This window comes from Pseudomonas sp. MWU13-2517 (assembly GCF_023242545.1).
Taxonomy (GTDB): domain Bacteria; phylum Pseudomonadota; class Gammaproteobacteria; order Pseudomonadales; family Pseudomonadaceae; genus Aquipseudomonas.
Genome location: NZ_JALMFA010000009.1, coordinates 24,969 through 37,684, shown reverse-complemented (window position 1 = coordinate 37,684; position 12,716 = coordinate 24,969). Strand labels below are relative to the sequence as shown.

At 60.5% G+C, this 12,716-nt stretch carries 11 protein-coding genes; 3 read left to right on the top strand and 8 right to left on the bottom strand.

The window, feature by feature from the left end; translation table 11 throughout:
• Positions 1-2 precede the first annotated feature (2 nt).
• The 5 genes from M5B97_RS14540 to M5B97_RS14520 form a co-directional block, all read right to left on the bottom strand.
• Entirely contained in the window at positions 3-827 is an 825-nt protein-coding gene (locus M5B97_RS14540; protein ID WP_134657835.1) for an NAD(P)-dependent oxidoreductase, read from the bottom strand.
• 144 nt (positions 828-971) lie between these two features.
• The gene (locus M5B97_RS14535; RefSeq protein ID WP_134657834.1) at positions 972-2,234 is read right to left on the bottom strand and encodes an OprD family porin; all 1,263 of its coding nucleotides are present in this window, start codon (positions 2,232-2,234) and stop codon (positions 972-974) included.
• A gap of 223 nt (positions 2,235-2,457) precedes the next feature.
• Positions 2,458-3,315 (bottom strand): copper homeostasis membrane protein CopD, encoded by an 858-nt coding sequence (gene copD, locus M5B97_RS14530; protein ID WP_248731839.1) that lies wholly within the window; start codon positions 3,313-3,315, stop codon positions 2,458-2,460.
• A gap of 3 nt (positions 3,316-3,318) precedes the next feature.
• Positions 3,319-3,684 carry a copper homeostasis periplasmic binding protein CopC gene (gene copC / locus M5B97_RS14525; protein ID WP_123717896.1) on the bottom strand — a complete coding sequence of 122 codons (366 nt, stop codon included), beginning with the start codon at positions 3,682-3,684 and terminating at the stop codon, positions 3,319-3,321.
• A gap of 17 nt (positions 3,685-3,701) precedes the next feature.
• On the bottom strand, positions 3,702-4,145 hold the full coding sequence (locus M5B97_RS14520; RefSeq protein WP_123717895.1) for a GNAT family N-acetyltransferase: 444 nt from the start codon (positions 4,143-4,145) through the stop codon (positions 3,702-3,704).
• 143 nt (positions 4,146-4,288) lie between these two features.
• Between M5B97_RS14520 and M5B97_RS14515 the strand changes: the two genes are divergently transcribed.
• Positions 4,289-4,909 (top strand): TetR/AcrR family transcriptional regulator, encoded by a 621-nt coding sequence (locus M5B97_RS14515; protein ID WP_060756775.1) that lies wholly within the window; start codon positions 4,289-4,291, stop codon positions 4,907-4,909.
• 117 nt (positions 4,910-5,026) lie between these two features.
• Here the strand turns inward: M5B97_RS14515 and preA are convergent, their stop codons facing one another.
• From preA to hydA, 3 genes are all read right to left on the bottom strand, one after another.
• A complete protein-coding gene (gene preA, locus M5B97_RS14510) occupies positions 5,027-6,301 on the bottom strand; it encodes an NAD-dependent dihydropyrimidine dehydrogenase subunit PreA (RefSeq protein WP_248731838.1) in 1,275 nt (424 codons plus the stop codon).
• Positions 6,301-7,668: an NAD(P)-dependent oxidoreductase gene (locus M5B97_RS14505; protein ID WP_248731837.1), complete on the bottom strand. Its 1,368-nt coding sequence runs from the start codon at positions 7,666-7,668 to the stop codon at positions 6,301-6,303. The genes preA and M5B97_RS14505 overlap by 1 nt, the downstream gene beginning before the upstream one ends.
• Before the next feature lie 162 nt (positions 7,669-7,830).
• Complete coding sequence (gene hydA / locus M5B97_RS14500; protein ID WP_248731836.1) at positions 7,831-9,270, bottom strand: dihydropyrimidinase; 1,440 nt, start codon at positions 9,268-9,270, stop codon at positions 7,831-7,833.
• 589 nt (positions 9,271-9,859) lie between these two features.
• Between hydA and M5B97_RS14495 the strand changes: the two genes are divergently transcribed.
• On the top strand, positions 9,860-11,341 hold the full coding sequence (locus M5B97_RS14495) for an NCS1 family nucleobase:cation symporter-1 (protein WP_248731835.1): 1,482 nt from the start codon (positions 9,860-9,862) through the stop codon (positions 11,339-11,341).
• 24 nt (positions 11,342-11,365) lie between these two features.
• On the top strand, positions 11,366-12,649 hold the full coding sequence (locus M5B97_RS14490; protein ID WP_248731834.1) for a Zn-dependent hydrolase: 1,284 nt from the start codon (positions 11,366-11,368) through the stop codon (positions 12,647-12,649).
• Positions 12,650-12,716 lie beyond the last annotated feature (67 nt).

Sequence of the window (12,716 nt, the reverse complement as noted above, 5' to 3'; positions counted from 1 at the left end):
GGTCAATCACCGAACGGTCCGGCCGCGCAGAACGCACCGCCCTGGTAAACCTTGGCCGGGTCATTGTCGGCCACGGGCGGTTGGGTTTCGACCTGGGCGCGGAACACCTCGGAGCTGTCCTTTGGGGTAAAGCCCAGGTGCGCGGCGTAGCGGTTGTCCCACCAGGTGTCGAGGTTATCCGACATGCCGTACACCACGGTATGGCCGACGTCGGGTGTGTAGAGCGCGCGCTCCAGCAGGTGTGTGAGGTCGTCGAAGCTCAGCCAGGTGTGCATCATCCGGCGGTTCTGCGGCTCCGGGAACGAGGAGCCGATACGGATGCTCACGGTCTCGATGCCGTAACGGTCGAAGTAGAAACTGGCCATGTCTTCGCCGTAGGATTTGGACAGGCCGTAATAGCTGTCCGGACGGCGAGGGGAGTGGGCGTCGAGTTTTTCACCTTGCTTGTAGAAGCCGATCACGTGATTGGAACTGGCGAAAATCACGCGCTTCACGCCATGGCGACGGGCGGCTTCATAGATATGGAAAATCCCGCAGATGTTGGCGCCGAGGACTTCTTCGAACGGGCGCTCAACCGACACGCCGCCGAAGTGCAGGATCGCATCGACACCTTCGACCAGATGATGCACGGCTTGTTTATCGGAGAGGTCACAGGTTTGCACTTCTTCGCCGGCGTCGGCAGCCGGGGCCATGTCAGCGATATCCGACAGGCGCAGTACCTGGGCGTAGGGGCGCAGGCGTTCGCGCAGCACCTTGCCCAGCCCACCGGCGGCACCGGTGAGCAGCAAGCGGTTGAATGGAACAGGCGTGGTTGTGGTGGTGGTCATGAGGGTTCCATTGTTGTTGTAGGTTGTCGTATGACTGGGTGGAAGTATTGTTAGGGATCCCCCAGGTTGTCAACGCCATTACCGGTGATGGGTTTTCAAATGAGGGATGTGCAATGACTCAACGTGTGTGCTCGGTCCGCAACCTTACAACAGCGAAATCGGGTAGCTGATAAAGATCCGATTCTCATCAAACTCATTGTTGCTGAAATCCCGACGCATGGTCGAATTGCGCCAGCGCACATTCAGATCCTTCAAGGCACCGCTTTGCACCGTGTAGGCCAGTTCCGATTCACGGCCCCATTCCTTACCGTCGGTGATCGCCCCTGTGTGCACGTTACTGCCGCTGATATAGCGGTTCATCATGGTCAGCCCCGGAATGCCAAGCACTACGAAGTTGAAGTCATGGCGCACCTGCCAGGATTTTTCCTTGGCGTTATCGTAGCTGGCGTTGTAGCTGTCGTTCGCCAAGGTGCCGCCACTGGTGCCGTTGACCCGCATCCATACGCTGTCACCGGTGAGTTTCTGCAGGCCCACATAGAAGGTGTTGCCGTTGTACTTGGCCGACAGCAGGGCGAAGGCGGTCTTGTTGTCGAGGTTGCCGGCCAGGGCGCTGCCGTCTTCCTTGCCGTTGAAAAAGCCGAGGTTGGCACCCAGGGTCCAGTCGCCCACGGGCTGGCTGTGAGTCAGGTTGAAATACTGTTGCTGGTAGATATCGGTCAGTTCGGCGTACCACACACCGACCTGTGTGCGCTTGTCGTTGAAGGTGTATTCGGCGCCGCCGAAGTTGAAGCGGTCGGAGGTGAACGCGGCTTTACCGTTCATGAACATGTCTTCCATGCTCGCGTCGTTGCGCGGGCTGTTACCGCGGAACTGGCCGCCATAGAGGGTCAGGCCGGCGATTTCGTTGGAGGTGACCTGGCCGCCACGGAACGTCTGCGGCAGCGAGCGGCCGTCGTCGGAGCGCAGGATCGGCAGCACCGGCATCCATTCGCCCACCTTCAATTCGGTCTTCGACAGCTTGGTTTTCAGCGCCACGCCCAGTCGACCGAAGTTGTCGGCCGGACGGCCATCGCTGTGGATCGGCAGCAACTGCGTGCCGCCCGTGCCTTTGCCGCCATCCAGCTTTTGCGAGTACAAGCCCAGCACATCAATCCCGAAACCCACGGTGCCCTGTGTGAAGCCGGACTTGGCATCGAGGATGAAGTTCTGTGTCCACTCTTGCGCCATGCCCTGGGGATTGGTCGGGTTGGTGAAATTGCGGTTGAAGTAGGCGTTGCGCAGATTGAGCGTGGCCTTGGCGTCGTCGATAAAACCTTCCGCCTGAGCGCTGAGGGGGAGGGTAAACGCCAGGCTGCCAAGGCTGAGGAGACCGATACACGACGAGGAATTGCGGGCGAATGAACGCACAGTGAAGCTCCCATTTTTGTAATTTTTATTATTTGTCGTACGTCGTCGTACAACATCTGGCGGGATATTTACGGGGTTTTCGAGGGCTGTCAAGCAGAGGTTGTACGATAACCAGGGTGATTCGACCAAGAATCGCTACGTCAATGTGGGAGCCAGGCTTCTGCAAGGGTATCGCCGCGGCGTTCGTGCCGGATCGCGTCGCCTGCATTTCAGCGTTGGTTTTTTAGCCGGTCATGACCATCGGTGGGAGAGTGCCAAGCAGGGAGACCGCAGCCACCGCCGCTATGCCCAGTAACCCTTCCAACAGCACACTGGCTTTCAGGCTGCCCAAGTGCTCTTCACAGCGTTCGATACGCAACCGGTTCAGCAGCGCCAGCGCCAACATGCCCAGCACCAGCAGCACTTTGATCAACAGAATCAGGGCAAAACCGTTGAACAAGGGCGTGGGCCATAGCTGCCCGGTGAGCACGCGCACATTGATCAACCCCGTCACCAGCAGCCCGGCGACCAGACCATACCCCACGCCGCTGAAGCGCTTCAGGATCGCTGCCAGCGCATGCTGTCGGGGCTGTATGAGCACCAACACCAGCAACAGCAACCCGCCGAGCCAGGCACCCACGCACATCAGGTGCACCACCTGGTTGAGGATCAGCAACTGCCCGCTCAACCCATCGAGCATGGCGCCATGACCTACAGGTGCCAGTGTGGCCAACAGCAGAATGATCAACGGCAGGCGCAAAGCGGGCCAGGGCTTGATCAGTGCGATCACCAGCAGCAGGTTCAACAACAGATGCCAGACCCACACCTGGCCAAAGAAGGTTTTGCCCAGCACCACCTGCACGGTAGCCGGTTGCAGCGCCGCGTCCCAACTGCCGGCCATGCTGGCGGTGATCAACAGCAACCAGGCCACGCCGGAGCACAACCCCACCCCGGCGAGCACGCGAGTGATACGCAGCAGTTGCCGGTCAAGTGCCGGTTGCCGTTCTGTGCCCAACAAGCGGGGCCTGAATGCACAGGCCCCGAACATCAACAGCACGACGATGAAATGCACAAAGCGGCACAGCACCAGCAGTGTCGCCATGGGTTATTGGCCGACCTTGAAGCTGTATTCACCGTTGCTCTTGTGGGTGTCGACCGACACGGCATTCCACACCACTTTGTAGTTGCCGGCAGCGAGGGGGGCGGCTGGCGTGACGACTAGGGTTTTCTTGTCGGTGTCGGGGGTTTCCAGGCCTTTGATCGCGACTTCGGTGCCATCCTTGCTCAGGGACACCTTGGTGAAGGTGGCTTCGACGCCTTCGCTGAAGGTCAGGCGCAGGTCGGCGGGCGCGGCGACGGTGCTGTCGGCCGCGGGCGTCGAGCTCTTGAGGTGGGCATGGGCAAATGCGGCCGAGGCGCCCAGCAGGGATGCGAGCAGGGCGACGGTGGTCAGGGCGTTCTTGATCAGCATTGTTCGATACCTTCAGTTCAGGAAGTGGGTAAAGCCATATGCAGCAAGGGAAAGGGTTTGCCTTCGCCATCCAGCGGTGAGCGCGCGACCTGGATAAAACCATAGTGCAGATAGAAACCCACGGCCTGTGGGTTTTGTTCGTTGACGTCTACCGTCAGGGTGTCATGGCGGGCACGGGCGTGGTCGAGCAATTGCCGGCCGATGCCCTGGCCACGTCGGTCGGGGTCGATAAACAGCATTTCCACATTGTGCCCGCCGGTGGCGATGAACCCGCCGATACCGTTTTGGTCTTCATACACCCACACATCCAGGGCGGGCATGGGCAGGTAAGCATCACGCACCACGGGCAGCAAACGTTGGATGTCGTCCTCAGGCAGGAAGTCATGAGTGGCACGCACCGAGCGTTCCCACAGTGCACCCAGCACGGCGTCGTCAGTGGCGACACGCGGTCGAATAGTCATGATCAGGGTCCTTCATCGGGACCGCGATGCTAACCAATCCGTTTTCCGGGGGAAAGGTTCGCGTCAGAAGTTTCGTTGTGGCGTGTCGCCGCGGCCTAGAGCCGATGGTAGTCTTGAAGCCATGTTGTTGTCAGGGAGCCCTTATGGGCAATCATAAAATCGGAATTCGTCGAGTCAACGTCGAAAAAATCCTGCTGGCGGCGGAAAAGGTCTTCGCGGTGAAAGGGTATGGCAGCACCGCCATGGCCGACATCGCCGAGGAAGTGCAACTGCCGCGTTCCAACCTGCATTACTACTTCACCACCAAGAGCGAACTGTACAGCGCTGTGCTGTTCGACCTGCTGGACGTGTGGAAACAGGATGCCCTGAGCTTCGAAACCTTCGACGACCCGCGTGTGGTGTTGAGCAGTTACATCCGCGCCAAGATGCAGCGCTCGCGCACGCGGCCCTATGGGTCGAAAGTCTGGGCCAACGAAATCATTCACGGCGCGCCGACCTTGGGCCAGGCGCTGGATGAAAGCCTGTACGACTGGGCCAAGATGAAGGAAGCGAAAATTCGCCAATGGGTGGAAGACAAACGCATCCTGCCGGTGGAACCGTCGAGCCTGCTGTATATGATCTGGGCGTCAACCCAGCACTATGCAGACTTTGATCATCAGGTGACGATTCTGAATGATCACCAGCCGTTGTCGGACATGCAGTTCGAGAAGGCGATTCAGACCGTGACCAGTGTGATTTTGCGGGGAATTGGCCTGGAGCCTTGAGGTCTGTGTTGGGGGGCTGGCCTCAGCGGGAGCAAGCCCCATTTGACCCTATTCACAAGCACAAAATTGCGAACCCGGCCTGATGGGGGGACTTGCTCCCGATAGCGCTCTGAAGACCTACACCGCTTCCCGATAAGGGTTACGCGGATCCTGCGTCCAATTCAAAAACGGCTTGCCCGTGTCCATCGGCACCATTTCGATACAGTCCGCCACCGGACAGGTGATCTGGCACAGGTTGCAACCGACGCACTCATCGTCGATCACCTCGTATCGATGCGTGCCATCCGCCTGCTTCAGACTCGCAATCGCCTGGTGCGAGGTGTCTTCACAGGCGATATGACAACGCCCGCAGCCAATGCAGGCTTGCTGGTCAATCTTGGCGATCACCTGGTAGTTGATGTCCAGGTACTTCCAATCCGTGGTATTGCCCACCGCCCGCCCGGAGAAGTCCTGCAGGCTCGTGTAACCCTGACTGTCCATCCAGCGCGACAGCCCGTCCTTCATCTCTTCCACAATGCGAAACCCATGCAACATCGCCGCCGTGCACACCTGCACCGCGCCGCAACCCAGGGCGACGAACTCCGCTGCATCGCGCCAGTTGCCGATGCCGCCGATTCCGCAGATGGGCAGGCCTCGGGTTTGTGGATCGCGGGCGATTTCCGCGACCATGTTCAGGGCAATCGGTTTGACCGCCGAGCCGCAATAACCGCCGTGGGTGCTCTGGGTGCCGACCACCGGCAGGGCGACCATACGTTCCAGGTCCACACTGGTGATGGAGTTGATGGTGTTGATCAGCGATACCGCGTCCGCGCCGCCGCGATAGGCGGCACGCGCCGCCACTCGGATGTCGGTGATATTCGGCGTGAGCTTGACGATCACCGGCAGCGAGCAGTACGTCTTGCACCAGCGTGTCACTTGCTCCACATACTCCGGCACCTGGCCTACCGCCGCGCCCATGCCGCGTTCGGGCATGCCGTGGGGGCAACCGAAATTCAGCTCGATGCCGTCGCAGCCGGTGGCCTCCACCAGGGGCAGGATGTTTTTCCACGACTCTTCAACACAGGGCACCATCAGCGAGACGATCAGCGCGCGGTCCGGCCAGTCCTTTTTCACCTGGGTGATTTCCCGCAGGTTGATCTCCAGGGAGCGGTCGGTGATCAGCTCGATATTGTTGATGCCCAGCACTTCACGATTGGCGCCGTAGTGGGCCGAGTAGCGTGACGACACATTCACCGCCGCCGGGTCTTCACCCAGGGTTTTCCACACCACGCCGCCCCAGCCGGCCTCGAAGGCGCGGACCACGTTGTAGGCTTTATCGGTGGGCGGCGCGGAGGCCAGCCAGAATGGGTTGGGGGCCTTGATACCGGCGAACACAATCGAGAGATCGGCCATTACGCAGCCTCCACATTCAGCATGAGTTGGGCGTGCATGGACTCGGCGGCCAGCTTGCCATGTTGCACCGCCTGCACGGTGAGGTCCTGGCCGAGGCTGACGCAGTCGCCCCCGGCATAGACGCCTGGAATGCTGGTGCGCAGATGCTCGTCGACGAAGATGCGCTCGCCGACGCGGTGCAGTTGCTGGGCCAAGGGGTCGCGCAGGGCCGCGTCGTCGAACCCTTGGCCAATGGCCTTGAAGATCGCGTCAGCGGCCAACTCAAAGGTTTCGCCGGTCGGGTGCAGGCGACCGTTTTCCTGGTGCGTGCGCAGGAAGCGCATGCCGCGTACACGACCTTGATCATCCAGCAGCACCGCTTCGGGCTGGGCCCAGGTCAGCAGCCGCACCTGATTGGCCTTGGCGATGTCCTGCTCATGCTGGGTGGCGCCCATCTCCGCCAGGCCACGACGGTAAACGAGGTTCACGTCGCGAGCCCCCAGGCGGGCCATTTGCACGGCCATGTCGATGGCTGTGTTGCCGGCGCCGAGCACAATGCAACGGTCGGCCAGGGGCAATTGACTCAGGTCATCGGCCTGGCGCAGTTCGCGGATGTAGTCGGTGGCGGCAAGCAGGCCGGGCGCATCTTCGTGGGGCACACCGAGTTGTTTGCTGGCGGCCAGGCCGAGGCCGAGGAACACCGCATCAAATTGCTGGTGCAGCTCGCTCAAGGTCAGGTTGTCCCCCAGGCGCTGGCCGTGGCGAATCTCGATACCGCCGATCTGCAACAGGAAATCCAATTCCTTTTGCGCAAAGTCATCCACCAGTTTGTATTTGGCGATGCCGTATTCATTCAGCCCGCCGGCTTTTTCCCGCGCTTCGAAAATCACCACGTCATGACCGTGCAAGGCCACGCGATGCGCGCAGGCCAACCCCGCAGGCCCGGCGCCGACCACAGCGATGCGTTTGCCGGTGGCTGCGGCGCGCTGGAACGGGTGTTCGCTGAAGTGCGCGTTATCGATGGCGTAACGTTGCAACAGGCCAATCAACACCGGGGCGCATTCCTCGGCGTAGTTACGCACGCAGGCCTGCTGACACAGGATCTCAGTCGGGCAGACCCGGGCACAGCTGCCGCCGAGGATGTTGGCCGAGAGGATTTTCTGCGCCGCACCTTGCACGTTTTCAGTGTGGATATTGCGGATGAACGACGGGATATCGATCTCGCTGGGGCACGCATTCACGCACGGCGCGTCGTAGCAATACAGGCAGCGCGAGGCTTCCAGTTGGGCTTGACGGCGGTTGAGGGGCGGCGCCAGGTCGGTGAACTGGCTGGCTAACGTTGCCCCGTCCGCATGAGGGTGGGGGAGGTGGGTCAGGGTCTGGATCACGGTGTTGGCCTCACGGTTATTGAGGTGCTGCCTCTGATGGGCATTGGTTTTTGTGTTGCCGGTGCGGGCCCCTTCGCCGGCAAGCCAGTGCCCACATGTTGAATGTGTTCACACATCGACAGGTGGGAACCGGGCTTGCCGGCGAAAGGCCGAAGGCCGCTTTCAGCGTTCCACAGCGGTGGGCCTGGAATGCTCAGCCCGCTTGCTCAACTGCTCGAACACCGGCGGATACGCAGGCCGCTCTACATACCGCCCGGCACCGCGCTCGGCGCGCAGGTCGCCATCGGCCCAGACCAGCTTGCCCTGGCTGATGGTGTGGCTGGGCACGCCGCGTACGGTCTTGCCTTCGAAGATGTTGAAGTCGACGTTTTGGTGGTGGGTCTTGGCGGAGATGGTCCGCGTTCCTTGCGGGTCCCACAGCACCAGGTCGGCATCCGCACCCACCCGGATCGCACCTTTGCGGGGGTAGAGGTTGAAGATCTTTGCGGTGTTGGTGGACGTCAGCGCGACGAACTCCTGCATAGACAGGCGCCCGGTGTTGACGCCTTCATCCCACAGCAGCGCCATGCGGTCTTCGATACCGGCGGTGCCGTTGGGGATCTTGCTGAAGTCGTCGCGACCGGCGGCTTTTTGCTCGGCGCAGAAGCAGCAATGGTCGGTGGCGGTGGTGTGCAGGTTGCCTGATTGCAGCCCATGCCACAGCGCTTCCTGGTGCCCGCGTGGCCGGAACGGCGGGCTCATCACGTAGCCGGCGGCGGTTTGCCAGTCGGGGTGCCGGTAGACACTGTCATCGAGCAGCAGGTGCCCGGCGAGGACCTCGCCGTAGACCGGCTGGCCCTTGCCACGGGCGTAGGTGATTTCGTCGAGGGCTTCTTTGGTCGACACATGCACCAGGTACAACGGTGTACCCAGGGTCTCGGCGATACGGATCGCGCGGCTGGCCGCTTCGCCCTCCACCTGGGAAGGACGCGACAGCGGGTGCGCTTCCGGCCCGGTAATGCCCTGGGCCATGAGCTTGCGTTGCAGGTGGTACACCAGCTCGCCGTTTTCCGCGTGCACGGTGGGCACCGCACCCAGTTCCAGGCAGCGTTCGAAGCTGGCGACCAGGGTGTCATCGGCCGCCATGATCGCGTTCTTGTAGGCCATGAAGTGCTTGAAGCTGTTGATGCCGTGATGGCTGACCAGCTCGGCCATTTCCTCGCGCACCTGCTCGCTCCACCAGGTGATCGCGACGTGAAAGCCGTAGTCGGCTGCAGACTTCTGCGCCCAGCCGCGCCATTGGTGAAAGGCTTCCAGCAACGACTGCTGGGGGTTGGGAATCACGAAGTCGATGATCGAGGTTGTGCCGCCCGCCAGGCCCGCCGCCGTGCCACTGAAAAAGTCTTCGCTGGCCACGGTGCCCATGAAGGGCAGTTGCATATGGGTATGGGGGTCGATGCCGCCGGGCATCAAGTATTGGCCGCTGCCATCGAGTACTTCAGTGCCGGCGGGAAGATCCAGATTCGTGCCAATAGCCCGAATTAGACCGCCTGCGCATAAAACATCGGCGCGGTAACTTTCATCATGGGTAATAACGGTGGCGCCACGGATCAACAGCGACATGTCGAGTTCCTCACAGGCTTGACCGGCTTGTGCCAGTTCTAAGTGTTGTAATGCGGCTTGCCGATGGTCGATTAATTCCTGTCATCGGTGACAGGAATAGAAACTAGCCCGAGATTTTATAATGGGCAAGAAGATTTTTTATAAGCTTATTCTTTGTTTAATTAGTTGATTTATAAGGATAAAAATTAAGAATCACCAAAATGTAGCGGGCTCTCACCATTTTGACGCACTTGACAGGTTCTTAAATTCAGCAACATTTCTTATTGCAAATCAGACGCTTGAGATATGCCACTTGACGGCGACGGGAAATAAAAATAATTGTGTTGCACCAGATTGGTCCTGACGGTTCGAACAACTTCCACGTTATTTAGCCTGAGTAACGTCGCAAGTACCCGAGGCTCAATCGGAAAGCTGATAAACATCAGCAGGTTATATAAGCGGTGCGGGTTCGAGGTGGGTTGTCGGCACGGTTATTGAGTGCAATGACGGCTGGCCGGGCCCGTGATGTCATGTTGTTAACGCGGTACTCCGGCCATCCTGCGTCAGCGCGGGGTGAGCAACAATAATTCGAAAAAACCGTGGAGCGGCCATGCAACAGAACAGATCGCAAGTCATTGAGCGCAACGGCCTGTACGAACTCGACGCCGGCCCCGACGTCCTCGACAGCCCTCGCTACAACCACGACATGGCACCGAGCAAGGTGCATGAGCGTACCTGGAACAAGTGGCACATCACCGCGCTGTGGGTCGGCATGTCGATCTGCGTGCCGACCTACACCTTGGGCGGGGTGCTTACCGCGTATTTCGGATTGTCGGTGGGCGAAGCGCTGATTGCGATCCTGCTGGCCAATATCGTGGTGCTGATTCCGCTGACCCTCAACGCGTTTCCGGGCACCAAGTACGGCATTCCGTTTCCGGTGTTATTGCGTTCGTCCTTTGGCATTCTCGGCTCCAACATACCGTGCCTGATCCGGGCGCTGGTGGCGTGCGGCTGGTTCGGGATCCAGACGATGTTCGGCGGGTTGGCGATCCATCTGTTCCTGGGCTCGATTTTCGAAGGCTGGAAGTCCCTGGGCGGCACCGGCGAAGTGATCGGCTTCATGATCTTCTGGACCCTGAACCTGTGGGTGGTACTGCGTGGTGCCGAGTCGATCAAGCGCCTGGAAACCCTGTCGGCGCCGTTGCTGGTGGCGGTGGGGATCGGCCTGCTGGTGTGGGCGATGCCGAATGTGTCGCTCAGCGAACTCATGGCCATCCCACCCAAGCGCCCGCAAGGGGCGAGCCTCATTGGCTACTTCATGGCCGGCCTTACCGCGATGGTGGGTTTCTGGGCCACGTTGTCGCTGAACATTCCCGATTTCAGCCGCTATGCCAAAAGCCAGAAAGACCAGATTCTCGGCCAGATTTTCGGCTTGCCGTTGACCATGTTCCTGTTCGCTGCCCTCGGCGTGATCATGACCGCCGCCTCAGTGAAACTGGTGGGCGTCAGCGTCTCCGACCCGGTGAGCTTGATCGGGCATATCCAGAGCCCGGTGTGGGTGGCGGTCGCCATGGCGTTGATCATCATCGCGACGTTGTCCACCAACACGGCGGCGAACATCGTATCGCCCACCAATGACTTCCAGAACATCGCGCCCAAGCTGATCAATCGCACGACCGCCGTGATTCTGACTGGCTTGGTGGGGCTGACATTGATGGGGCACGAGTTGCTGAAAAAACTCGGGCTGATCGTCTCGGATGTGAGCCTTGAAACTGTGTATTCCAACTGGTTGCTGGGCTATTCAAGCCTGTTGGGACCGATTGCCGGGATCATGGTGGTGGACTATTTCATCACCCGCAAGCAGCAATTGGACCTCGCCGGTCTGTACCGCGACGACGTCTATCCGGCGTGGAACTGGAGCGGTTTTATCGCCTTCGGCGTGCCGGTGGTGCTGACCTTGCTGTCGCTGGGCAGTGACGCCTTCAACTGGTTCTACAGCTATGGCTGGTTTACCGGTTCGGCGTTGGGCGGCTTGTTGTACTACGGCTTGAATGCCAAGCGCGGGGCCAGTCCGGTCGCCGTCAATTCCTGAGAAATGTAGCCTGAGGAGATCCCCATGAACGCTGCCCTGGACGTTCTGCAATCCACCCATCAGCACATCAACCGTGAACGCTTGTGGCAGTCCTTGATGGACTTGGCCAGGCTCGGCGCCACTCCCAAGGGTGGCGTGTGCCGCCTGGCCCTTACCGACCTCGATCGCCAGGCCCGCGACCTGTTCGTGCAGTGGTGCGAGGAGGCCGGTTGCACGGTCACCGTCGACGGTATCGGCAATATCTTCGCGCGCCGCCCCGGGCGCAACCCCAACCTGCCACCGGTGATGACCGGCAGCCATATCGACACCCAGCCCACCGGCGGCAAGTTCGACGGTTGTTTCGGCGTGCTGGCGGGGGTGGAAGTGTTACGCACGCTCAATGACCTGAAGGTGGAAACCGAGGCCCCACTGGAAGTGGTGGTGTGGACCAACGAAGAGGGGTCGCGTTTTCCTCCGTGCATGATGGGCTCGGGGGTGTTTGCCGAGAAATTCAGCCTGGCGGATACCCTGGCCAAGATAGATGCCGATGGCGTAAGCGTGGGCGATGCGTTGAATGCGATTGGCTACGCGGGCTCACGTCCCGCGACAGGCCATAAGGTCGGCGCCTATTTCGAAGCGCATATCGAGCAGGGGCCGATTCTCGAGGACCAGAAAAAAACCATCGGCGTGGTGCTGGGGGCATTGGGGCAGAAGTGGTTCGACCTGAAGCTGCGCGGCGTTGAAGCCCACGCGGGACCGACACCGATGCACCTGCGCAAGGACGCCTTGGTGGGCGCGGCGGCGGTGGTCGCAGCCGTGAATGCGGCAGCGTTGGGGCACCAGCCCCATGCGTGTGGAACGGTGGGTTGCCTTCAAGCCTATCCTGGCTCACGTAACGTCATCCCGGGTGAAGTGCGTATGACCCTGGACTTCCGGCATCTGGAACCGGCACGGCTGGATTCGATGATTGCCCAAGTGCGCAGCGTGATCGATGAAACCTGTGCCAGGCATGGGTTGAGTTTCGACATGGAGCCCACGGCGGATTTCCCGCCACTGTATTTCGACGAAGGTTGTGTCAATGCTGTGCGCGACGCGGCGAACGGGCTGGGCCTGTCGAACATGGACATCGTCAGCGGGGCAGGGCACGACGCGATTTTCGTCGCCGAGCTCGGCCCGGCGGGGATGATCTTTGTGCCCTGTGAAGGCGGCATCAGCCACAACGAAATCGAGAACGCCGCACCGGATGATCTGGCAGCGGGGTGTGCGGTGTTGTTGCGTGCAATGGTGGCTGCTTCAGCCGCCATCGCCAGCGGCAAACTCGCTGCCTGAAATGGGGTGAAGGAACGTGTGGGGGCTTGCTCCCGATAGCGATGGTTCAGCTGAAACATCGCTATCG

What these genes read in the sequence shown, in the direction of transcription:
- copD (WP_248731839.1), bottom strand. Translation starts at nt 3,315, where the DNA reads ATGGCGACACTGCTGGTGCTGTGCCGCTTTGTGCATTTCATCGTCGTG.
- copC (WP_123717896.1), bottom strand. Translation starts at nt 3,684, where the DNA reads ATGCTGATCAAGAACGCCCTGACCACCGTCGCCCTGCTCGCATCCCTG.
- hydA (WP_248731836.1), bottom strand. Translation starts at nt 9,270, where the DNA reads ATGTCGCTGTTGATCCGTGGCGCCACCGTTATTACCCATGATGAAAGT.
- M5B97_RS14490 (WP_248731834.1), top strand. Translation starts at nt 11,366, where the DNA reads ATGAACGCTGCCCTGGACGTTCTGCAATCCACCCATCAGCACATCAAC.
- M5B97_RS14495 (WP_248731835.1), top strand. Translation starts at nt 9,860, where the DNA reads ATGCAACAGAACAGATCGCAAGTCATTGAGCGCAACGGCCTGTACGAA.
- M5B97_RS14515 (WP_060756775.1), top strand. Translation starts at nt 4,289, where the DNA reads ATGGGCAATCATAAAATCGGAATTCGTCGAGTCAACGTCGAAAAAATC.
- preA (WP_248731838.1), bottom strand. Translation starts at nt 6,301, where the DNA reads ATGGCCGATCTCTCGATTGTGTTCGCCGGTATCAAGGCCCCCAACCCA.
- M5B97_RS14520 (WP_123717895.1), bottom strand. Translation starts at nt 4,145, where the DNA reads ATGACTATTCGACCGCGTGTCGCCACTGACGACGCCGTGCTGGGTGCA.
- M5B97_RS14540 (WP_134657835.1), bottom strand. Translation starts at nt 827, where the DNA reads ATGACCACCACCACAACCACGCCTGTTCCATTCAACCGCTTGCTGCTC.